Source organism: Nostocoides australiense Ben110 (assembly GCF_001050535.1).
In the GTDB taxonomy this organism is placed as follows: domain Bacteria; phylum Actinomycetota; class Actinomycetes; order Actinomycetales; family Dermatophilaceae; genus Nostocoides_A; species Nostocoides_A australiense.
The window spans coordinates 929,778-950,319 of the sequence record NZ_HG764815.1 but is presented as its reverse complement, the minus strand read 5'-3'; the positions used below and the strand labels follow the sequence as shown (position 1 = coordinate 950,319).

Annotated in this window: 18 protein-coding genes and 3 pseudogenes; 6 read left to right on the top strand and 15 right to left on the bottom strand. The window is 69.0% G+C overall.

The window, feature by feature from the left end; genetic code table 11:
• Positions 1-135: pseudogene (locus tag BN11_RS22400) on the bottom strand (phosphoglucosamine mutase); the annotation flags it as partial.
• A 210-nt stretch (positions 136-345) separates the two neighbouring features.
• The gene (locus BN11_RS04540; protein WP_048695060.1) at positions 346-882 is read right to left on the bottom strand and encodes a PadR family transcriptional regulator; all 537 of its coding nucleotides are present in this window, start codon (positions 880-882) and stop codon (positions 346-348) included.
• 29 nt (positions 883-911) lie between these two features.
• On the opposite strand from BN11_RS04540, the gene BN11_RS22395 reads away from it, so the two are divergent.
• A complete protein-coding gene (locus tag BN11_RS22395) occupies positions 912-1,277 on the top strand; it encodes a hypothetical protein (protein WP_157043969.1) in 366 nt (121 codons plus the stop codon).
• 78 nt (positions 1,278-1,355) lie between these two features.
• On the opposite strand, the gene rpsI is transcribed toward BN11_RS22395, so the two are convergent.
• Together rpsI and rplM are read right to left on the bottom strand one after the other, a co-directional pair.
• Complete coding sequence (gene rpsI, locus BN11_RS04535) at positions 1,356-1,850, bottom strand: 30S ribosomal protein S9 (protein ID WP_048695052.1); 495 nt, start codon at positions 1,848-1,850, stop codon at positions 1,356-1,358.
• A gap of 39 nt (positions 1,851-1,889) precedes the next feature.
• Positions 1,890-2,333 (bottom strand): 50S ribosomal protein L13, encoded by a 444-nt coding sequence (gene rplM, locus BN11_RS04530; RefSeq protein ID WP_048695049.1) that lies wholly within the window; start codon positions 2,331-2,333, stop codon positions 1,890-1,892.
• A gap of 239 nt (positions 2,334-2,572) precedes the next feature.
• Between rplM and BN11_RS04525 the strand changes: the two genes are divergently transcribed.
• Positions 2,573-3,154 (top strand): ArsR/SmtB family transcription factor, encoded by a 582-nt coding sequence (locus BN11_RS04525; protein ID WP_083433527.1) that lies wholly within the window; start codon positions 2,573-2,575, stop codon positions 3,152-3,154.
• Positions 3,155-3,227: 73 nt separating this feature from the next.
• The gene (locus BN11_RS04520) at positions 3,228-4,439 is read left to right on the top strand and encodes an MFS transporter (protein ID WP_235435357.1); all 1,212 of its coding nucleotides are present in this window, start codon (positions 3,228-3,230) and stop codon (positions 4,437-4,439) included.
• Between the two features lie 9 nt (positions 4,440-4,448).
• Here BN11_RS04520 and BN11_RS04515 read toward each other — a convergent pair whose 3' ends face one another.
• Both BN11_RS04515 and BN11_RS04510 read right to left on the bottom strand, forming a co-directional pair.
• Positions 4,449-5,090: a response regulator transcription factor gene (locus tag BN11_RS04515; RefSeq protein ID WP_048695040.1), complete on the bottom strand. Its 642-nt coding sequence runs from the start codon at positions 5,088-5,090 to the stop codon at positions 4,449-4,451.
• Entirely contained in the window at positions 5,042-6,280 is a 1,239-nt protein-coding gene (locus tag BN11_RS04510) for a sensor histidine kinase (RefSeq protein WP_053084004.1), read from the bottom strand. The genes BN11_RS04515 and BN11_RS04510 overlap by 49 nt, the downstream gene beginning before the upstream one ends.
• A gap of 135 nt (positions 6,281-6,415) precedes the next feature.
• Here BN11_RS04510 and BN11_RS04505 point away from each other — a divergent pair, with 135 nt between their 5' ends.
• Positions 6,416-8,620, top strand: a complete 2,205-nt coding sequence (locus BN11_RS04505; RefSeq protein WP_083433525.1) for an MMPL family transporter — start codon at positions 6,416-6,418, stop codon at positions 8,618-8,620.
• Here BN11_RS04505 and BN11_RS25035 read toward each other — a convergent pair.
• The 5 genes and pseudogenes from BN11_RS25035 to BN11_RS04485 form a co-directional block, all read right to left on the bottom strand.
• Positions 8,522-9,400 (bottom strand): PfkB family carbohydrate kinase, encoded by an 879-nt coding sequence (locus BN11_RS25035; RefSeq protein WP_235435356.1) that lies wholly within the window; start codon positions 9,398-9,400, stop codon positions 8,522-8,524. The genes BN11_RS04505 and BN11_RS25035 overlap by 99 nt on opposite strands.
• A 23-nt stretch (positions 9,401-9,423) precedes the next feature.
• Positions 9,424-10,455 carry a pullulanase X25 domain-containing protein gene (locus BN11_RS25030; RefSeq protein WP_053084003.1) on the bottom strand — a complete coding sequence of 344 codons (1,032 nt, stop codon included), beginning with the start codon at positions 10,453-10,455 and terminating at the stop codon, positions 9,424-9,426.
• Positions 10,456-10,462: 7 nt separating this feature from the next.
• Positions 10,463-11,695: pseudogene (locus BN11_RS26030) on the bottom strand (alpha-amylase family glycosyl hydrolase); the annotation flags it as partial.
• A gap of 286 nt (positions 11,696-11,981) precedes the next feature.
• Positions 11,982-13,694: an ABC-F family ATP-binding cassette domain-containing protein gene (locus BN11_RS04490; protein ID WP_048695035.1), complete on the bottom strand. Its 1,713-nt coding sequence runs from the start codon at positions 13,692-13,694 to the stop codon at positions 11,982-11,984.
• A gap of 56 nt (positions 13,695-13,750) precedes the next feature.
• Complete coding sequence (locus BN11_RS04485; protein WP_048695031.1) at positions 13,751-14,152, bottom strand: VOC family protein; 402 nt, start codon at positions 14,150-14,152, stop codon at positions 13,751-13,753.
• Positions 14,153-14,173: 21 nt separating this feature from the next.
• Between BN11_RS04485 and BN11_RS04480 the strand changes: the two genes are divergently transcribed.
• Entirely contained in the window at positions 14,174-14,524 is a 351-nt protein-coding gene (locus BN11_RS04480) for a hypothetical protein (RefSeq protein ID WP_235435355.1), read from the top strand.
• Positions 14,521-14,934 (top strand): type II toxin-antitoxin system VapC family toxin, encoded by a 414-nt coding sequence (locus BN11_RS04475; RefSeq protein ID WP_048695025.1) that lies wholly within the window; start codon positions 14,521-14,523, stop codon positions 14,932-14,934. The genes BN11_RS04480 and BN11_RS04475 overlap by 4 nt, the downstream gene beginning before the upstream one ends.
• Here the strand turns inward: BN11_RS04475 and meaB are convergent.
• The 4 genes and pseudogenes from meaB to BN11_RS04455 all read right to left on the bottom strand — a co-directional run.
• Entirely contained in the window at positions 14,931-15,929 is a 999-nt protein-coding gene (meaB, locus tag BN11_RS04470; protein WP_048695022.1) for a methylmalonyl Co-A mutase-associated GTPase MeaB, read from the bottom strand. The two genes, BN11_RS04475 and meaB, sit on opposite strands and share 4 nt — an antisense overlap.
• Positions 15,922-18,078 (bottom strand): methylmalonyl-CoA mutase, encoded by a 2,157-nt coding sequence (gene scpA / locus BN11_RS04465; protein ID WP_048695019.1) that lies wholly within the window; start codon positions 18,076-18,078, stop codon positions 15,922-15,924. The genes meaB and scpA overlap by 8 nt, the downstream gene beginning before the upstream one ends.
• On the bottom strand, positions 18,075-19,937 hold the full coding sequence (locus BN11_RS04460; RefSeq protein ID WP_048695016.1) for a methylmalonyl-CoA mutase subunit beta: 1,863 nt from the start codon (positions 19,935-19,937) through the stop codon (positions 18,075-18,077). Before BN11_RS04460 ends, scpA begins: the two co-directional genes overlap by 4 nt.
• 133 nt (positions 19,938-20,070) lie before the next feature.
• Positions 20,071-20,542 (bottom strand): annotated as a pseudogene (locus BN11_RS04455) (tRNA pseudouridine(38-40) synthase TruA); the annotation flags it as partial.

The following is a 20,542-nucleotide window of genomic DNA, read 5'->3' as shown; positions in this document are numbered from 1 at the left end:
CGGCTTGCGGCCGGCGGCGCGCGCGGGCTCGCCGAGCACGTGCGCCGCCGCGACGGACAGTCCCAACGCCAGCTCGGCCGTGATGTCCTTGTTCGCCAGGCCGCGAACGCCGTCGGTGCCGAAGAGACGTGCCATGAGTGGCCTTCCGCTGGGGGATCGGTTTCGGCCGCCCGGTGGGGAGGCCCCAAGAATGGTAGTCCGCCGCGAGCTACTGCCCGTATGCCACCGCGCCACCAACCGCTCATCCGGGCGTCACCCATTTCGGTGTCACGAGGTGCACTCGTGCTGATCTCGGCGGCTGCGGACCCGTGCCGCCGGCGCGAGGCGGACGGCTGGGTGGAGCGGCTAGACGTCCTGCGGTAGGGCGGCGAGCGCCTCCCTGGCCCACGTCAGGTGAGCGCGCGCGTGATGCTCGCCGTAGGACAAGGTGAGCGAGCGAAAGGTGCGCGCCTCGCTCTCGGGCTCCGCCACCACCTCGGCCCGGATCGCGGCGAATCGCCCCAATGCCGTTGTGGCTCGGTCGATTTCGGCCCGAAGCAACTCCGCGGCGCGCCCTGGCGGAAGCTCGCTTCCGAAGAACAGGCGCAGCAACAGCGCATTCCGGGGCGGAGGCGCGGTATGCGGTTCGGCCAGCCGCTCGCGCAGCACGGCCCGGCCGGCGCTCGTGATCTCGAAACGGCTCCCGGAGGTCCGCCCCGGGGTCGCCCGGCGCACGGAGCCGCTCTCCTCGAGCGTGGCGAGCGTCGGATAGATCTGGCCGAAGCTCTCGTGCCAGAAGTCTCCGAGGACGTCGGTGATGGCAGCGCGCAGCTCGTATCCCGTCATGGGGCCGATGGACAGGGCACCGAGGATGGCAATTTCCGTCTGCGGGCGACGTGACATCGCGCCATGCTATCTGCTAGATATGATTCATGATATCTGCCAGATATGTGTCGGTGGGCGTGCTCGGCGTCGTGAGCGCTTTCCACGCGGGACTGGCAGCCGGTATGCCGTGGGGCGCGGCGGCCTGGGGTGGGCACCATTCGGGCGTGCTGCCCGGCCCGTTGCGGGTTGCCTCGGGGTGTGCGTGTGTCGCCTGGGCCCTGGCGGCGGCCGCCGTCGCCCGCGCCCCCTCGTGGCGCCGTCGGCCACGGTGGCTGTTGCACGTCGGGCTGACTTCGGTGGCGACGGTCGGTGCAGTCGTGAATGCGTTGTCGCCCAGCGGATTCGAGCGCTATGGCTGGGCGCCTGTATGCCTGGTGCTGGCGCTGGCGGCGTGGCGTAGCCGACAGCCGTGATGCCCAGCACACCTGGTGTCCAGAAACCGAAGACGCGGCCCTCGCCGAAGCGAGGACCGCGTCTTTCGGTGCTGAAGATCAGCGCTTGCTGTACTGCGGCGCCTTGCGGGCCTTCTTCAGACCGGCCTTCTTGCGCTCGGGGACGCGGGCGTCCCGGGTGAGGAAGCCGGCCTTCTTCAGCGCCGGGCGGTTGAGCTCCGCGTCGACGCCGTTGAGGGAGCGGGCAACGCCGAGGCGCACGGCGCCGGCCTGGCCGGAGGGGCCGCCGCCGTGCACGCGCACGAGGACGTCATAGGCGCCGTCGAGCTCGAGAACGGCCAGCGGCTCGTTGACGATCTGCTGGTGCACCTTGTTGGGGAAGTAGTTCTCCAGGGTGCGACCGTTGATGGTCCACTCGCCGGTGCCGGGGACGATGCGCACCCGGGCGATGGCCTGCTTGCGGCGGCCGGTGCCGGCGCCGGGGGCGGAGGCGGTGGGCTTGCGCGCCGGCTCGTCGGAGACGGGACCCTCGGACTCCGAGGTGTACTCGGTGAGCTCGACGTCCTCGTCGTGGTCGTAGGTGGTGTCAGTCACGGCTGTGAAAATCCTTGTCTTGTCGGGAGATCCGCGCCGTTACTGCGCGACCTGGGAGATCGTGTAGGGGACCGGCTTCTGGGCCGTATGCGGGTGCTCGGCACCGGCGTAGACCTTCAGCTTGCTCAGCTGCTGGCGACCGAGGGTGGTCTTGGGCAGCATGCCGCGGACGGCCTTCTCGACAGCCTTGGCCGGGTCGCGGTCGAGCAGCTGGGCGTAGGTCTCGGACTTCAGGCCGCCCGGGTAGCCGGAGTGGCGGTAGGCCCGCTTCTGCTGCAGCTTGGCGCCGGTGAGGGCCACCTTGTCGGCGTTGATGATGATGACAAAGTCGCCGGTGTCGACGTGCGGGGCGAAGGTCGCCTTGTGCTTGCCGCGCAGGAGCGCAGCCGTCTGGCTGGCGAGCCGGCCGAGCACGACGTCGGTGGCGTCGATGACGTGCCACTGACGGGTGATCTCCGCCGCCTTGGGGGTGTAGGTACGCAAAGTCTTGCCTTTACTTACGCTTCGGATAGGGCGTGGTATGCCGCGTGCTCCCGTCGGGCGGGTGAGGTCGCCCACCAGGGGCGCACGGCACGACAACCATCAATTCTACGGGCGGCACGCCTACGCCCCAAATCCGCCTTTCAGCCCTCCGCCGCCCACTTGACCTGCGCAAACGCGCCTCCATACATTCTTTGCATACTACTTGTGCAAAGGAATTGTGCACAAGTAGTATGCAATCTATGACCGACTCGGCCTCCTATATCCGGCTCGACTCCACCTCCGTCAAGGTGCTCGCGCACCCCCTGCGCTCGCGCCTCGTCGGCGCGCTGCGGCTGCACGGTCCCTCGACCGCGACCGCCCTGGCCAAGGTGCTGTCGACGAACTCGGGGGCCACGTCATACCACCTGCGAAAGCTCGCCGAAGTTGGCCTGGTCGTCGACACGGGCGAGGGCGATGGCAAATCCCGCCTGTGGGCAGCCGCCTCCGAAGCGACCCAGTACGTGAGTAGTGACTTTTCCGAGGACGAGGACGCCGCGACGGCTCTTGGCTGGTTGGAGCGGGACTGGCTGAAGCATTTCACCGAGAAGTTCGGGCGATGGCTCGATGTCCGGCAGGGGTGGCCGGCGGTATGGCGCGACCGGGCGAGCATGAACGACGACACCGTGTTGGTGACGGCCGACCAGTTGCGCGCACTGCACGCGGAGATCGGCGAGGTGGTGGACCGCTATCGACGCGTGGGACAGGGCAATCCGGACGCCAAGCGAATCGCGACCTATCTGGTCTTCTATCCGGTCGACATGGAGAAGGCCCCCCGCGCGTGACGACCATGGAGACGACCACACCGCCCACCATGAGTCCGGCGCAAAGGCGCGGCGCGTCTTCTACATCCTGACGGTGACTCGGTGGTTCCCCGTCGGTGTGATCGTCGGGATCTTCGTCCTCCTGGCGACTGGCCGTGGCCTGACCACCACGCAGGCACTGACGTATGCCGCGGCCTCGGGCATCGTCACCTTCGCCCTCGAACTGCCGACGAGCGGCTTCGCCGACGCCTTCGGGCGGCGGGCCGTGTATATCGCCGCGGCCGTCGTCAACGTCATCACGGCCTACGCCTATGTCGTCGCCCATTCGTTCTGGGCCTTCGTCGGCGCCGCGACGCTGATGGGCATCTTCCGCGCGCTCGACTCCGGCCCGTTGGAGGCGTGGTTCGTCGACGAGGTGCACGTGAGCGAGCCCGGCAAGGACGTCGACCAGGAACTCTCGCGCCAGGGCACCGTCCTCGGCCTGTCGATCGCCGCCGGCTCCCTCGTCGGCGGCAGCCTGATCTGGTGGCATCCGATCAAGAGCGCACCGGCCATCAACCTGTCGGTCTGGTGCTTCCTCGGTCTCAACCTCATCCACGTGCTCGCCGTGGTGACCCTGCTGAAGGAGACGCCCCGGCATCCCGTCGGCGCCCGCCGCCGGCAGCTCCTTGCTGAGTCCGTCACAGGGGCACCGAGAGTCATCGCGGACGGCCTGAAGTTGTTGCGGCACAACCATGTTCTCCTTGGCCTGATGGCCGCGGAGGTGTGCTGGTCGATCGGGATGATCGCATTCGAATCGCTCCTGCCGCTTCGGCTGGAAGAGATGGTCGGCACCCAGCAGCGCGCGGCCGCCCTGATGGGGCCGGTGGCGGCCGTGGGCTGGCTGATCTTCGCCCTCGGCACCTGGCTGTCCGGGTTGACATCCAGGCGGATCGACATCGCCCGGACCGCGGTCATCGGGCGCCTCCTCAACGGGCTCGGTGTCGTCGTCATGGGCCTGGTCCTCGGCCCGGTTGCCTTGATCGCCGTCTACTTCTTCACCTACTCGGCTCACGGTTTCAACGGCCCGCCGCACGCGGCCCTACTCCATCGCGAGGCCAGCGCAGGCAACCGCGCGACGGTGCTGTCCATGAACTCGATGATGGCTTTCCTCGCCTACGGCGCGATCGCCCCGGTGGCGGGGTGGCTCTCGGACCGAACGTCCATCGCCCTGACGACGGTCGTCGTCGGGGTCGTCAGCGTCCTCGGCGCCATCTTTTACGTCCCGGCCCGCCGGGCCGAGCGGGAGGGTCGAGTCGCCGCCTGAGCGTCGTCGTCACACTTTCAGCCAGGCGAGGACGGCCAGGACCCGGCGGTTGTCGTCGACATCAACGGGCAGGTCGAGCTTGGTGAAGATGCTGTTGATGTGCTTGGCGACGGCCTTCTCGGTGACGAAGAGGGCGTGCCCGATCGCTGCATTCGAGCGCCCTTCGGCCATCAACCCCAGCACCTCACGCTCCCGCTCCGTCAACCGGTCGACCGGCTCGTCGCCACGCCGGTGCATCAGCGCCGCAACGACTTCCGGGTCCAGGACGGTGCCGCCGGCCGCCACACGCCGCACGCTGTCGACGAACTCCCCCGCGTCAGCGACCCGGTCCTTGAGCAGATAGCCCACCGCCCCCTCACCCGAGGCGAGGAGCTCACGGGCATACAGGTGCTCGACGTACTGGCTCAGCACCATGACGGGGAATCCCGGCCGGGTGCGGCGGGCCTCGATTGCCGCGCGCAACCCCTCGTCGGTGAAGGAGGGCGGGAGGCGGACGTCGAGGATCGCTGCGTCGACATCGTTGCGCTGCAACGCTTCCGGCAGGCCAGTGGTCCCGTCCAACGCCTCGGCGACCTCCAGCCCGTAGGCCGTGAGCAACCGGGTCAGCCCGTCCCGGAGGAGAGCGTGGTCCTCGGCGACGACCACTCGCATGGCACCTCCATCGTCACGACGGTCGGCCCGCCGTCGGGGCTCGATATGTCCATGGTGCCGTCGAACGCGCCCAATCGGCGGGCAATCCCCGCGAGTCCCGTGCCACGATCCAGTCTGACGCCGCCGCGGCCGTCGTCGCCGACCTGGAGCCGCAACCGGTTCTTCGGCGCGGCGATGACCACCCACGCCGTCTGCGCGCCGGCGTGCTTGACGACATTCGCCAGGCACTCGGCGACCGCGAAATAGGCTGCCGACTCCACCGGCGCCCCCGGCCGGCCGGGCAGGGCTGCGTCGACCGTCACCGGGAGGGGCAGGTCCAGCGCGAGGGCCTGGACCGCGCCGATGAGCCCGCGGTCGGCGAGCACGGGGGGGTGTATGCCGCGTACAACCGAGCGCAGGTCGCCCAGAGCCGCGCCCGTGGCGTGACGGGCCTCCTGCAGCAGCTGGCGGGCGAGTTCGGGATCGCGGTCCAAGAGATCCGCAGCCATCCCGAGGTTCATCCCGAGGGAGACGAGCCGGGCTTGCGCCCCGTCGTGCAGGTCGCGCTCGATGCGCCGCAGTTCCGCGGCGGAGTGGTCGACCGTGTCGGCCCGGGAGGCCGTCAGATCCGCAACGCGTTGCTCTAGAACGGCGTTCGGGTCCGGTCGCAGGATGGCCGCCTCGGTGTGCGTGCGCAGCCGCATGAAGACATCGCCGTAGTACCACCACAGGGGTGCGAGGCCGATCCCGAGCGCGAAGAGGAGCAGCGAGACCCACAGCGGTGCCTCCCCAGATGACCAGAGGCCGAACGCGGTCGCGACGAGCGCGATGATCCCGAACGGCAAGCCGGCCGCGAGGGCCGAGAGGGCCAGCCCGCCGGTCGCGGCGAACAACAGCCACAGCACGAGCTGCCAGAACGTGCGCTGCCCGAACCAGGCAATGACCTGCCTCCACGGACCGGCGCCGGTCCGGGTCAGCCGCGCCTCGGGAAGGTCCCGGCCGAGGAAGCTGGCTGCCATCCGCCGGTGCACGCCCGCGAACCCGGCCAACGCGGGTGCAAACGGTCGCACGAGAAGCACCCCGAGCCCCACCACGGACAGTCCGACGATGAGGCTCGCGCCGGCGACGAGCAGGGCCAACGGCACCACCATCAGGACATGGCCCAGCCCGTATCCGGTGGCGAGCCAAGGAGAGCGGCGAGTGGACGTCATACCGGACATCCTCACCCGTGACGTCCGGTCCCGTCAGGGGTGCTAGCACCACTTCCACATCGGGTTCCAGGGCTCCCGACATCCGAGCCGTGAGCGAGCAGGCTCGACGCGTCCGCCTCGACAACCGGAGGAAATATGTCCACCCTCACCGCCGTCCCCGTCCCCGTCCGCACCGCACGCTGGAGTGCGACGCACCCGTGGCGAGCCATCGGCGCATGGTTCGCATTCGTCGCCCTTGCCGTGGCGCTTGCCATGCTCGTTCCCACCCGATCGACGACCGACACCGACTACGGCATCGGTGACTCCGGCCGCGCACACGCGATGCTCGCCGATGCCGGCATCGATGCGCCGCTGACCGAGAGCGTGCTCATCACCGCGCGCTCCGGGGCCTTGGACCCCGCCCAGGCCACCCAGGCCGCAGCCGAGCTGACCGACCGCATGATCCGGGCCCCAGGCGTCGCGTCGGTCGCTCCGGTCGAGTGGAGCGCCGACCGGTCCGCGGCCTTGGTGACCGTGATCCTGGACAAGGGCACGGACGATGCCGCCCCGTTGCGGGCGCAGACGGCCGCGACCGGCACGCAGTTCCCCGGGCTCGCGATCGATCAGGCCGGTGACCTGACCCTGGACGACGGGATCTCCGACCGGGTGGGCGAGGATCTGCGTACGGCCGAATTGATCAGCGTCCCAATGACTTTGCTGTTGATGCTGCTTGCCTTCGGAGCTCTCATCGCCGCGGGTGTACCCGTCTTGCTGGCGGGCACCTCGGTGGCGGCGACCATGGGGTTGGCCGCCCCGATCTCGCACCTCGTCCCGGCAGAACCCACCGTCAACTCCGTCATCGTCCTGATCGGCATGGCCGTCGGCGTCGACTACTCACTCTTCTATCTCAAACGCGAACGGGAGGAGCGCGCCAAGGGTGCACGCACACTCGACGCTGTGGAGATCGCCGCTGCCACGTCGGGACACGCGATCCTCGTCTCTGGCGGGGCCGTCATCGCTTCGATGGCGGGGCTGTATGTCGTCGGTGCCGCCACCTTCACCTCGCTGGCGACCGGCGCCATCGTCGTCGTCGCGGTCGCGGTGCTCGGATCGCTCACGGTGCTTCCGGCGCTGCTCGTCAAACTCGGCCGCTTCGTCGACCGGCCGCGAATTCCATTGCTGTGGCGACTGAACGCACGGATCGGCCGCGGGGGCATCAGCAGGCGGCTCTTGGCACCGGTCCTTCGTCACCCCCGGATGTCTCTCGTGGCGTCGCTCGTCGCAACCATCGCCCTGGCCTTTCCCGCGGTCGGGATGTCCTTGCACAGCGCGAACCTGACGACCTTGCCGGCCGACATACCGCAGGTCGCGACCTTCAGCCGGATCGTCTCGGCCTTCCCGTCGCAGGGCACGACCGCCGTGGTGGTCGCCCGCATCACGTCGGCTGACCAACCAGGGATCGAGGCCGCTCTGCGGAGGTTGACGACGGACGCCGTCGCGACAGGTTCCTTCACCGACCTCGGCCACGATCCCATCACGGTCTCCGCTGACCGTACGGTCACCAAGCTGACCGTGGCCATCCCCTTCGAGGAGCAGGACTCACGCACCCGGGTGGCCATCGATTCCCTCCGAGAGTCGTTGGCACCCAAAGCACTCGGCGCCACGGGCGCGGAGTATGCCGTCGGCGGAAGCGCAGCGGCATCGCTCGACTTTGCGGATCGACAGGGCACGCGAATGCCCTGGGTGATCGGCTTCGTCTTGTGCCTGACCGGACTGATGATGATCGCCGCGTTCCGAAGCCTCCCGCTGGCCCTGGTGTCGGCGGCTCTCAACCTCTTGTCGATCGGTGTGGCCTTCGGTGTCCTGCGGTTGGTGTTCCAGGACGGGCATGTGGAGTCCGCCCTCGGGTTCACCAGCCCCGGATTCCTCATCGACTGGGTCCCGCTCTTCGTGCTGACGATCCTCGTCGGGCTCTCGATGGATTATCACGTGTTCGTGTTGAGCCGCGTGCGCGAGTATGCGGCGTCGGGATTGAGCGCTCCCGATGCGGTGCGCCACGGCATCAGCGACACCGCCGGAGTGGTGACCAGCGCGGCCGCGGTCATGGTGTCGGTGTTCGCGATCTTCGCCACGCTGTCGATGCTCGAGATGAAGATGATGGGCGTCGGGTTGGCCGTTGCGATTCTTTTGGACGCCAGCATCATTCGTCTCGTCATGCTTCCCGCCATCCTTGTCCTGCTCGGCGATCGGGCATGGGGTCGGCTAGTGCCGCGGGAGGCCGAGTCGGCGCAGCGTGCGGCGGAACGCGTCCCGGAGTTGGTCGTCGCGGGCCCACCCCAGAGCGCCGGGGTAGCCCACTGATGCGGTTGCGACCCGGCTGGCGAAACTGACGGCGTCGAGAATGCGCTCGCGGTCGCCGAGCGCACCGAGCGCGGCGGCACACGCCCCGTGCAACACGTCCCCCGCGCCCAGTGTGTCGACCACCGGCACACTGGGCACGGGGATGGACGCGCGGCCCAGCGCTCCATCGAGGTCGATGGCGCCCGGCCCAGCAGACCGGCCTGCTGTCCACGCCCCTGCGCGGAGGGCCCACGTGATCGAGTCCCCCTGCGGGGCAAGGAAGTCCTCGGACAGCAGGGCGAGGTCGACATCGCCGAGGTAGGCGGACATGGTCTCCTTGTAACTGCCGCCGTCGAGGACCACTGGTATGCCGCATTGCCGAGCAGCGCGGGCGACCGCCGCGGGCAGATCACCGCCGTGCCCGTCGATCAGCGCCGCATCCACCCCGTCGAGCCATTCGTTAGGGGCGAGGGGATAGGTCTGGGTCCGGGTGCCTCCCGCAATCACCGCGCGGTCGCCGGAGCCGATGTCGATCAGCACCGACGACACCGGCGTCGGGTTGGGCGATCCCGCGAGAGGGTCGACCCACTGGATTCCCTCGTCGGCCAGGGTGCCGGCCAGAAATGCCGTCACCGGGCTGTCGCCATAGGCGGCGACCAGCCGGGCCTGTGCACCGAGGGCCGCCACCGTGCGGGCAGCGTTCGCCGCCGGCCCACCGACAGAGATGGATTGGCCGTCGTCGAAGAGTTTCGCGTTGCGCTCGGGCACGCGTCGCACGCGGTGGATCACGTCGACGGTCACGAGTCCGGCGCAGAGCACTCTGGTCACGGGGATGCGGCCGCCGCTCGGTGAGTGGCCTCGTCGTAGCTGATCGTCACGGGCTGCCCATCGGTGACGGTGAAGGAGATGTTCGTCCCGTCCTTTTTCCCATCGCCGCCGTAGTTCTCGTCCCAGGTGCCGCCGATGGCGATCTTGAACTCGTAGTCGCCTGCCGGCAACCCCGTGAGTTCCAGGGTGTAGGTGCCATCGCCGTCGGGGTCGGTCAATGCCGTTGCCGTGCAGTCCGGTTGCCAGTCCCCGGAGCAGCCGGCCTTGGCCTGGTAGCTGCCGGGGGCGGTGACCTGCGTGCCACCCTCGGCACCGGCCGCGACGGTGGTGGAGGCCGAGGCATAGCCGACCTTGCCGTCCAGGGTGCGGGCGACGGCGACCACCTCGTAGTCGCCCGGCACGACGGCCGAGGTGTCGAGGTAGCGGCCGTAGGCCGGATTGTCGTCCGTCCCGAGGACCGTCCACTCCCCCGTGCCCTTTGGGCGACCGGCAAAGGTCACCTCCACCGGCGCACCCGGGGCGACGTCCGCGGTGAGCTTGGCCTGCCCCGTCAACGGGCCCCCATTTCCGGCCTTCACCGCCGCCGTCACGGTGGGCGGATGCAGTGCGGCGGGGATGGCCGCTCCCGCCTTGAGCACCAGAGCTTCCCGCCCGGGGACCGTCATCTCGAGCGACCCGTCCGTCCCTGACGTCGCGCCCTCCCCCGATCCGAAGACGGACGCGAACGCCGCGCCAGGGGTCGCTGTCGCGACTCTGACCGCCTGTGGATCCTTGGCGTTGTTGACGGCGACGAGGTACTCGACGTTGCTCTCCCGGTCGATCCGCGAGAACGCATAGACGCCTTCGCCGTCCGCGGCAAACCGTTCGATCTGTATGCCGTTTGCCAGGGCCGGGTGCTCGGCGCGTAGCTTCGTCAACGCGGCAATGTGTTGGTAGACAGGGACATCGGTGCCGTAGTAGTCCCGCGCCCCCGGTGTGCCGCCGATGATCGCGTCCTCGGCATATTGCTCGACGCGAGTCGTGAACATGTCCTGCCGTGAGTCCTTGTCGCCGCCCCCAGCCGACGAAGCCCTGCTCGTCGCCGTAGTAGGTGACCGGCTGCCCACGCGAGAGGTACATCAGCGACATCGCGAGCCGGTCGCGCTTGAGCAGGTCGACGTCGTCGTCGGAGGCGCCGACGAGGAAGCTGCCGATGCGGCCCATGTCGTGGTTGCCGAGGAAGGTCGTCAGCGAATAGGCGTTGGAGTCCGCGTCGAGGTAGGCGTTGTCGCCGGCATACAGCTCCTGGAGCTGCTTTGCCGAGTTGCCCATCGCGTAATCGACTGCGGTGCTTTGGAATCCGAAGTCGAGCGTGCCGGGCAGCCGGCCTGACGTCGAGTAGAGGGACATGGTGCCGGGTGAGGTGTCGTAGACCTCGCCGAACATGAAGAAGTCGTCCCTGCCCTTGGCCTTGGCGTGCTCCATGATCGCCGGGCCGAACCGCTGCCAGAACGGCAGGTCGACGTGCTTGACGGTGTCGATGCGGAAGCCGTCGATGCCGAAGTCGACCCAGCTCTTGTAGATCTCGATCATCCCGTCGACCACCTTGGGGTTCTCCGTGAAGAGGTCATCGAGGCCGAAGAAGTCGCCATAGGTCGACGACTCGCCCTCGAAGGTCGAGTTGCCGCGGTTGTGGTAGAGCGTCGGATCGTTGAGCCACGCAGGCGTTTTCGCCTTGGCATCCGCTTTGGAGTTGAAGACGGGTGTATAAGGGAAGGACTTCTCGTCCAGCGCCGGGAAGCTGTCACCACCCGCGAGCGGCGCGTCGTCGAAAGCCTTGCCCGACGCGTCGGCATATGGCTTGTCCTCTTTGGAGATATAGGAGTACTCGCCCGGGTCCTTGTAGTCGATGACGTCGGCGGTGTGGTTGGTGACGATGTCGAAGTAGACCTTCATCCCCTTGGCGTGAGCGGCGGCGATGAGCTCCTTCATCTCCGCGTTGGTGCCCAGGTGGGAGTCGATCCTCGTGAAGTCGGTGATCCAGTACCCGTGATAGCCGGCGCTCAGCTCGCCCTCGGGGCCTTGCGTGGGCCGGTTCTGGAAGGACGGCGTCAGCCAGATGGCCGTCGTCCCAAGGCCCTTGATGTAGTCGAGTTTGGACATCAACCCGGCGAGGTCGCCGCCGTGGAACATGCCCTTGTCCGTGGGGTCGAATCCCGTCTCGGCGACACCACCGGTGAAACCGCCCTTGTCATTTGTCTTGTCCCCGTTGGCGAAACGGTCGGTCATGACGAAGTAGAAGTTCTCGTGCCGCGGCGTCGGCACGCGGCGGGCCAGGTCGGCGACTTCCGCCTCGGTGAGGGTCACCGGCCCGCCGCCGGAGGCCACCTGCCCCGACGCCCCTGCGGATCCCGACCCCGAGGCGCCGGGCCTGGCTCCGTCGCCGCCACGGGTGGTCACGGCATACGCGACGAGCGCTCCGAGGAGGATGCCGACGAGGGCGAAGACGAGCAGGCGACGGCGGTTCACGCCTCGCAGGCTATCCTCCCGACCACCGCCGGCCGGGTGGAACCGCTCAGCGCCGGCGCTGCACGCGGGCCTCGTCCCAGACCGGATCGGCCGACTCGTAGACGCGCCCGTCGGCGCCGAAGACGAGGAAGCGGTCGAACTGCCGCGCGAACCAGCGGTCGTGCGTCACCGCGACGACGGTGCCTTCGAAGGCGTCCAGCGCCTCCTCCAGCGCTTCCGCCGAGTGCAGGTCGAGGTTGTCCGTCGGCTCGTCCAACAGCAGCATCGTCGCGCCGGACAACTCGAGCAGGAGGATCTGGAAGCGCGCCTGCTGTCCACCGGAGAGCATCTCGAAGGTCCGCTCCCCCGCCATCGCGAGGCCGTAGCGGTCCAGCGCCTTGGCCGCCTCCTCCCGCGGCTTGCCCGCGCGGTGCTCGTCGCCGCGGTGCAGGATCTCGAGCAGGGTGCGCCCGTGCAGCGCCGAATGGTCGTGAGTCTGGGCGAACCAGCCCGGCCGCACCCGGGATCCGAGCCGCGCGATCCCGGTGTGCGCCACCGGTGTCGGAGCGAACTCCCCCACGGGCCGGTGCTCGATGTCCGGGTCGCTGCCGCCGGCGGCGAGCAGGCGCAAGAAGTGCGACTTGCCCGATCCATTGGAGCCGAGAATGGCGATCCGCTCGCCGAACCACAGCTCGGCGTCGAAGGGCTTCATCAGCTGGGTCCCCGAGCCGCCGTCGGGTGACGCGATCTGCAACTCCAGCCGCTCACAGACGACGGCGCGCTTGGCGGTGCGCCCGCCGGCCAACCGCATACGGACGTTCTGCCGCAAGGGCACCTTCTCCGGCGGACCGGCCTCTTCGAACTTCGCGAGCCGGGTCTTGGCCGCCTGATAGCGCGAGGCGAGGCCGTCGTTGTAGGCGGCCTTGACCTTGTACATCTGCACGAGGTCCTTGAGCTTCTGGTGCTCCTCGTCCCAGCGGCGCAGCAGTTCATCGAGCCGGTCGTTGCGTTCCTGGCGGGCTTGGTCGTATGTCGTGAACGACCCCGGGTGCACCCAGATCGTCGCGCCGGCCGAGTTAGGTTCCAGCGTCGCGATGCGAGTCGCGCTCTGGGACAGCAGTTCTCGGTCGTGGCTGATGAAGAGCACGGTCTTGGGCGAGGTCCGCAGTCGTTCCTCGAGCCAACGTTTGCCCGGCACGTCGAGATAGTTGTCGGGCTCGTCGAGGACGAGCACTTCCTCGGGTCCGCGCAACAGTGCTTCCAGCACAAGGCGTTTCTGCTCGCCGCCCGAGAGCGTGGTGACCTTGCGCCACTGCGCCTTCTCGAACGGCATACCGAGCGCCGCCATCGTGCACTCGTCCCAGAGGGTCTCGATCTCGTAGCCGCCGACATCGCCCCAGTCCACGAGCGCCTGGGCGTAGGCGAGCTGATCGGCCTCGGAGTCGCGCTCCATCATCAGCAGCTCGGTGCGGTCGATCTCGGCGGCGGCCTTGCGAATCGGCTCCGCCCCGGCGAGCAGCAGCAGATCGCGGACTGTGGAGTCGTCGCGGACCTGGCCGATGAACTGCCGCATGACCCCGAGGCCGCCGGAGCGCACGACGGTGCCGTCGTCGGGGACGAGGTCGCCGGCGAGGATGCGGATCAGCGTGGTCTTCCCGGTGCCATTGGGTCCGATCAGCGCGGTCTTCGAGCCCTCGCCGACGCGCAGATTGACATCGCGCAGCAGCGGCCGCCCGTCCGGCAGCCAGTACTCCACTCCAGCGATGTCGACGTGACCCACGAGAGTCAATGATGCGGTGTGCCGCCCGCTTCACCCAACCGATTTGCGCCGGGTCGTCATTCGCCCGGGTAGGAGTCGATATTCCAGAGGTTGCCCTCGGCGTCGCGCACGGCGGCGCTGCGGCCACCGTGCGGCGGATGGTGCGGCTCCTGCGCGAGCGTGGCGCCGTGGTCGAGGGCGGCGGTGAGCACGCGGTCGACCTCCGCGTCGCTCGTCACGACGAGATTGCAGGCGCCGCCACCGGGCCGCGATGCGAATCCGAGCGTGTCGTCGTGGCGGACCGACCCGAACATCAGCCCGCCATGGTCGCGCCAGCGGAATTGCGCGTGTACGACGGTCGCCGGGTCGTCCGGGTCGCGGACCACGACCACCTCGGTGAAGCCGATCGCGGTGAGGAAGTCGATCGCACGATCGACATCGGTGAAGGTCAGGCAGTGGAAGAGTTGCGGCTTGTCCATGCCTCCAGACTGCTGCACCCAGTGAGCTGGGTCTTGGAGAAATGGGAAGTCTCTCGAGATGCCGGACCGGATATGCACATGTTAATGTGCATAGACATGAGCGCTCTCGAACGACGGCTCCACCTGCTTCTCGACCAGGACCGTCACGATCGGCTCGTGGCAGAAGCCGAACGCACGGGCCGATCCGTGAATGCGGTGATTCGTGCCGCCATCGACGAGCATTTCGACGAGCAGCGTGACCAGGTGCGCCGCGCCGCGGCAGCACGGCTGTTGCTGGCAAGCGCCGCGGCACCGGGCTCCGAGCCGGCCGAGACCTGGGAGCAGATGCTGGCCGCGCAGGACGCCGACCTCCAGGACTCGCTGCGCCCGTGATCGACCTCTTTGTCGACAGTCCCGTATTCCTGCACGCGCTGGGCGCGCCGGTCGCGGTGACGCCGGCCTGCCAGGCACTGATCCGTTCGGCTCAGGAGCACACAGTGCGACTGCATACGGCGGTCGAATGCGTGCAGGAGATCGCCTTTCATCGAACGCGGATGGGCGGTGTCTCCCGCGCGCTGGCTCAGGTCAACGCGATCCGTGACCTGTGCGTCGTCCACCCCTTCGACGACCGCGTCCTCGACCGCGGCCTTGAGCTCATGGCGGTGACCACGATTCGCGGGCGCGATGCCTTCATCGCCGCGACGGCGCTGCTTGCCGGCTTCGAGTCGATCGTCACGACGGATGCGCGATTCGTGGAGGTGCCGGGGCTGCGGCCTGCCGGGCCCGGCAGCTGGACCGCCTAGTTGGCGTCCCGGACGTCCGCGGCATACAGAGCAAGGATCCGGTCTGCCGCTTCCATGGCTGACAGTGACCCGGCCCGCACCGCCGACTCCAGGGCCGCGCGCTGCTCGCGCACCGAATGGGTATGCCGCACAGCGTCTTCCAGGTGCGCGTCCACCATCGCCCACATCCAGTCCTGCTGCTGTTGGGCGCGGCGAGTGGCCAGCGATCCCTCGGCTTCGAGGTGGCCGCGGTGATCGAGGACGGCCTGCCACACCTCGTCGAGCCCGGAATGCGTTGCGGCGGAACAGGTCAGCACCGGTGGCCGGCGAACATCCTTGCCCGGCAACATCAATCGCATCGCGGTGGCGAGGTCACGGGCGGCAACGCGCGCCCGTCCTTCCCCGTCGCCATCGGCCTTGTTGACGGCGATGACGTCGGCGAGTTCGAGGATGCCGCGCTTGATGCCCTGCAACTGATCGCCGGCGCCGGCCAGGGTCAACAGCAGGAAGGTGTCGACCATCTCCGAGACGGCGATCTCGTTCTGCCCCACGCCGACCGTCTCGACGATGATCACGTCATACCCGGCGGCCTCGAGCACCAGCATCGACTCACGCGTCGCGCGCGCCACCCCGCCCAGGTGCCGCCCGCTGGGCGACGGACGCACAAACGCATGATCGCTCGTGGTCAGCTCGGCCATGCGGGTGCGGTCGCCGAGGATCGACCCGCCGGTGCGCCGCGACGACGGATCGACCGCCACGACACCAACCCGGTTCCCCCGCTGGATCAGCCGCGTCCCGAGCGCATTGATGAAGGTCGACTTGCCCGCGCCGGGCACGCCGGTGATGCCCACCCGCACCGAGGAGCCGGTATGCGGCGTGAGTGCGCCGATCAACTCGCTCGCCTTGGACCGGTGATCCTCGCGCGACGATTCGACGAGCGTGATCGCACGGGCGATCGCCGCCCGGGACCCGGACAGGACGTCGGCCGTCAGCGCGGCGACGTCGATCTCACGCATCCAGGCGGGCCCGCAGGTCGCGGATGAGGTCCTGAGCCGCGGCGGCGATCACCGTGCCGGGCGGATAGATGGCGTCCGCGCCGGCAGCCCGCAGTTCCGCGAAGTCCTGGCTAGGGATGACCCCGCCGACGACGATCATCAGATCCTCGCGACCGAGCTTGTCCAACTCCTGGCGCAGCGCCGGCACCAGAGTCAGGTGGCCGGCCGCGAGCGAGGAGACACCGACGATATGCACATCGGCTTCGACGGCCTGCCGCGCAACCTCTTCCGGCGTCTGGAAGAGCGGGCCCACGTCGACGTCGAAACCGAGGTCGGCGAACGCGGTCGCGATCACCTTCTGGCCGCGATCGTGCCCGTCCTGCCCCATCTTGGCGACGAGGATGCGGGGCCGCCGGCCCTCTGCCTCCTCGAACTCCTCGACCAGCTGCTGGGCAGCGTGCACGCCCTCGTCGTCGCCGGCTTCTGCGGAATACACCCCACCGATCGTACGGATCGTCGCGGTGTAGCGGCCGAAGGACTTCTCCATCGCCTCCGAGATCTCGCCCACGGTCGCCTTCGCCCGGGCGGCGTCGATGGCCAGTGCCAGGAGATTCGACGACAGATCGCGGCCGCCGTCCTTGCTGCACGCCTCGGTGATCTTCGCCAGCGCCGCGTCGGCCTCGGCCTGGTCACGCTCGGCGCGCAGCCGCTCGAGCTTGGCGATCTGCTGCGCCCGGACCGCGGCATTGTCGACCTTGAGGACGTCGATCTCCTCGTCGTCCCCGACGACATAGCGGTTGACGCCGATGACCGGCTGCTGCCCGGAATCGATGCGCGCCTGGGTGCGCGCCGCCGCCTCCTCGATGCGCATCTTCGGGATCCCGGCCTCGATGGCCTTCGCCATGCCGCCGGCCGCCTCGACCTCTTCGATGTGCTCCCACGCGCGGCGCGCCAGATCGTGGGTGAGTTTCTCGACGTATGCCGATCCGGCCCACGGGTCGATGGTGCGGCAGGTGCCGGACTCCTGCTGGATGACCAGCTGGGTGTTGCGGGCGATGCGCGCGCTGAAATCCGTTGGGAGAGCGATGGCTTCGTCAAGGGCGTTGGTATGCAGTGACTGCGTGAGCCCCTGCGTGCTCGCCATCGCCTCGATCCCGGTGCGCACGACATTGTTGAAGACGTCCTGCGCCGTCAGCGACCAGCCGGACGTCTGGGAGTGGGTGCGCAGCGAGAGCGACTTCGGGTTCTGCCCGCCCTGCTCCTTGACCAGCCGCGCCCACAACAGGCGGGCCGCGCGCATCTTGGCGACCTCCATGAAGAAGTTCATCCCGATGGCCCAGAAGAAGCTCAGCCGCGGAGCGAACGTGTCGACGTCCAGCCCGACGGCCTTGCCGGCCCGGATGTATTCGACGCCGTCGGCCAGGGTGTAGGCGAGCTCGAGATCCTGCGTCGCGCCGGCCTCCTGCATGTGATAGCCGGAGATGGAGATCGAGTTGAACCGCGGCATCTTCTCCGACGTGAACGCGAAGATGTCGGAGACGATCCGCATCGACGGGCCCGGCGGATAGATATAGGTGTTGCGGACCATGAACTCCTTGAGGATGTCGTTCTGGATGGTCCCGGTCAGCTTGTCGGGCGCGACGCCCTGCTCCTCGGCCGCGACGACATACAGCGCGAGGATCGGGATGACCGCACCGTTCATCGTCATCGACACCGACATCTGGTCCAGCGGAATCCCGCTGAAGAGCGTGCGCATGTCATAGATCGAGTCGATCGCGACACCGGCCATCCCGACATCGCCGGCGACGCGCGGGTGGTCGGAGTCGTAGCCGCGGTGGGTCGCCAGGTCGAAGGCGACCGACAAACCCTTTTGTCCCGCAGCGAGATTGCGCCGGTAGAAGGCGTTGGACTCCTCGGCAGTGGAGAACCCGGCATACTGCCGGATCGTCCACGGCTGGTTGACGTACATCGTCGGATAGGGCCCCCGCAGGAACGGCGGCGCACCCGGCACGGTGTCGAGGAAGTCGAGCCCCTGGAGGTCTGCCTCGGTGTAGACGGGCGCGACCTCGATGCCCTCCGGGGTGGACCAGGATTCACCCTGCGGCACAGGGGCGTCCGCGCTCGCGCCGTCGCCGAGATCGATAGCGGTGAAGTCGGGGATCGTGGTCATTGCGCGGCTCCTTCCGCCGGGGCGCCGAGTCTGTCGAGCGTGTCGCTCAGGAAGGCGACGACGTCCATGCCGTCGTAGATCTCACCGTCGACGGATGTCTCGCCGAGTTCCCGGGCTCGCCCGGCGACGAGAACACGCGGTATGCCGGCGCTGCGCAGGGCCTCGACCGCCGCCGCCGCGTGCGCTGCATAACCCTTGGGAGAGCTGGCAATCACGACCACCTCCGGCTTGGCCGCAGCCGCATCGGCCGCCGCCGACTCGCCCTCGTAGAGGGTTGCGGTCACGCCGCCGGCCGCCAAGAGGTTGGACGCGAACGTCTCGCGGGCACCGAAGTCGCGACGCGCGCCCAGCGCGACGAGGGCGACGCCCGGCGCGGACCCGTGCGCCGCGGCATACGCTCCGGCCCGGTTCCGCAGACTCTCATACAGGACAGAATCCCGTTGCGGCGCAAGCGCTTTGTCAGAAACAGCCAGAGCGGCGCGCTGCCGGCGCGCCACCGGCTGTTGGGGGGTGCGGGGGAACATGCTCACGCCGGTGATCGGCAGGCGCCGGGTGGCCAGACGTGCGCCGTCCTCGTCGCGGGTCGACCGGATTCGGGCAGCGACCGAGCCGGACGCGAGAGCCGCAGCCATACCGCCGGCCTTCTCGATCTCCTGGAAGGCAGACCACGCCCCGTGGGCGATGTCCGCGGTGAGGTGCTCGACATAGTAGGAACCGCCGGCCGGGTCGGCGACACGGCCGACGTTGGCCTCGTCGGCGAGGACGATCTGGGTGTTGCGGGCCAGCCGGCGGGAGAACTTCTCCGGCAGTCCGGCGACCGTGTCATAGGGCAGCACCGTGATCGCGTCCGCGCCACCGGCGCACGCACCGAAGGTCGCCAAGGTGCTGCGCAGCACGTTGACCCACGGGTCGTCCCGGGTGAACATCCGCTGGCTGGTGACCGCGTGGATCCGCGCGCCACGCTCGGGCTCGGGGACGCCGCATACCTCCCCCACGCGCGCCCACAGCCGGCGCAGCGCCCGCAGCGCGGCGATCGTGAGGAACTGATCGGCGGTCGCAGAGACGCGGAAGTCGATCTGCCCGAACGCCGTTGCCGCGTCCACCCCCGCGTCCGCGAGCGCTCGCAGATACGCGACTCCGGTGGCGACGGCATACGCAACCTCGTCGACAGCACTGGCGCCGGCGTCGCGATAGACCCGGGCATCGACGGTGATGGCGCGCATGCCGGGGATGCCGGACAGCGACTCGACGGCTCCGGCCAGACCCGCGAGGTCGGCCGCGGCGCCGGTGCGGGCCGCCGCGCCGAGCGGGTCGAGGCCATAGTTGCCCTTGCCGTGGACGTCCGGGGACCCCTGCAGCACGCTCTGGAGCGCGGCGGCGGCGTCGCCCTGCGCATCCCACGAGGACACGACGACGGGAGCCATGTCGAGCTTGACGTCCGCGAGGACCGCCGCGAGGTCGCCGGGCGCGACGCCATCGGCGCCGACGTGCACCCACACGGACGTCACGCCGTGCTCGAGGTCGTCGAGGACGGCAGCCCGCGAGATGTTCGCGTCCGGGTCGTCATGCAACTGCCGGACATCCCACGGCTGGTCGGCCGGCCGCAGGCCGGTGCCGCGGGTGAACGGCATGGCGCCCGGGACACCGATGGCAGCAGCGTCCGCAGACCGCTGGTAGAGCGGGTCGACGACCAGGCCACCGGACAATGTGGTGCGCAGCGACGCCTCGGCGTCCTCGGGGGTGAGCTTGGCGTCCTCGGCACGGGACTTGTTGACCACGCCCGCGACCAGGCGCTGCCAATCCTCGTGCGTCTGCTGCGGGAACTCCCCCGCGAGGGCCATCGACTCAGCGGCGGACATGCGCGCTCCTTTGACGAACCGGTTTGCACAAAAGCGGCGAGGGCGCACGTGCGGCGGCCTCGCCGGGCTTCGACCAGCCTATCGACGTGACGCGAAGCTACCCACCAGTTGGAGCGAGAGGTTCCGCACAGCGTCAGTCCCGGCGGGCCCGGGCCTCCTCGGCGCGCGCCGCCATCAGGCGCGGCGGCGGGTAGCCGACCTCTTCGAGCGCAAGCCCGTGCGCCGGCATGACCTTCACCCGTGGGTCCCGGATGCCGGCGATCATGACCTCCCGCGGAAAGCTCACCCCGGCCCGCCCCAGCCCGACCGGCATGACGACGCCCACGAGCGCGCGGACCATCGAGTGGCAGAAGGCATCGGCGACGACGCGCGCTTCCAGGACGCCCTCGGCGGTACGAGTCCACGAATACTCCAGGAGCGTGCGCGTCGTCGTGGCCCCCTCTCGCTTCTTGCAGAAGGCCGCGAAGTCGTGCAGCCCCAGCAGCCCCTGCGCCGCGTGATGCATGGCGGCCGCGTCCAGGGGATCGGCGACGAGAACGGTGTCCCGGAGACGCAGCGGGTCGCGGGCGGCCGGGTCGTCGCACAGCCGGTAGCAATAGCGACGG

What these genes read in the sequence shown, in the direction of transcription:
- BN11_RS04460 (WP_048695016.1), bottom strand. Translation starts at nt 19,937, where the DNA reads ATGTCCGCCGCTGAGTCGATGGCCCTCGCGGGGGAGTTCCCGCAGCAG.
- BN11_RS04505 (WP_083433525.1), top strand. Translation starts at nt 6,416, where the DNA reads ATGTCCACCCTCACCGCCGTCCCCGTCCCCGTCCGCACCGCACGCTGG.
- BN11_RS04525 (WP_083433527.1), top strand. Translation starts at nt 2,573, where the DNA reads ATGACCGACTCGGCCTCCTATATCCGGCTCGACTCCACCTCCGTCAAG.
- scpA (WP_048695019.1), bottom strand. Translation starts at nt 18,078, where the DNA reads ATGACCACGATCCCCGACTTCACCGCTATCGATCTCGGCGACGGCGCG.
- BN11_RS22395 (WP_157043969.1), top strand. Translation starts at nt 912, where the DNA reads ATGATATCTGCCAGATATGTGTCGGTGGGCGTGCTCGGCGTCGTGAGC.
- BN11_RS04515 (WP_048695040.1), bottom strand. Translation starts at nt 5,090, where the DNA reads ATGCGAGTGGTCGTCGCCGAGGACCACGCTCTCCTCCGGGACGGGCTG.
- BN11_RS04485 (WP_048695031.1), bottom strand. Translation starts at nt 14,152, where the DNA reads ATGGACAAGCCGCAACTCTTCCACTGCCTGACCTTCACCGATGTCGAT.
- meaB (WP_048695022.1), bottom strand. Translation starts at nt 15,929, where the DNA reads ATGCGTGAGATCGACGTCGCCGCGCTGACGGCCGACGTCCTGTCCGGG.
- BN11_RS04540 (WP_048695060.1), bottom strand. Translation starts at nt 882, where the DNA reads ATGTCACGTCGCCCGCAGACGGAAATTGCCATCCTCGGTGCCCTGTCC.
- BN11_RS04510 (WP_053084004.1), bottom strand. Translation starts at nt 6,280, where the DNA reads ATGACGTCCACTCGCCGCTCTCCTTGGCTCGCCACCGGATACGGGCTG.
- BN11_RS25030 (WP_053084003.1), bottom strand. Translation starts at nt 10,455, where the DNA reads ATGTTCACGACTCGCGTCGAGCAATATGCCGAGGACGCGATCATCGGC.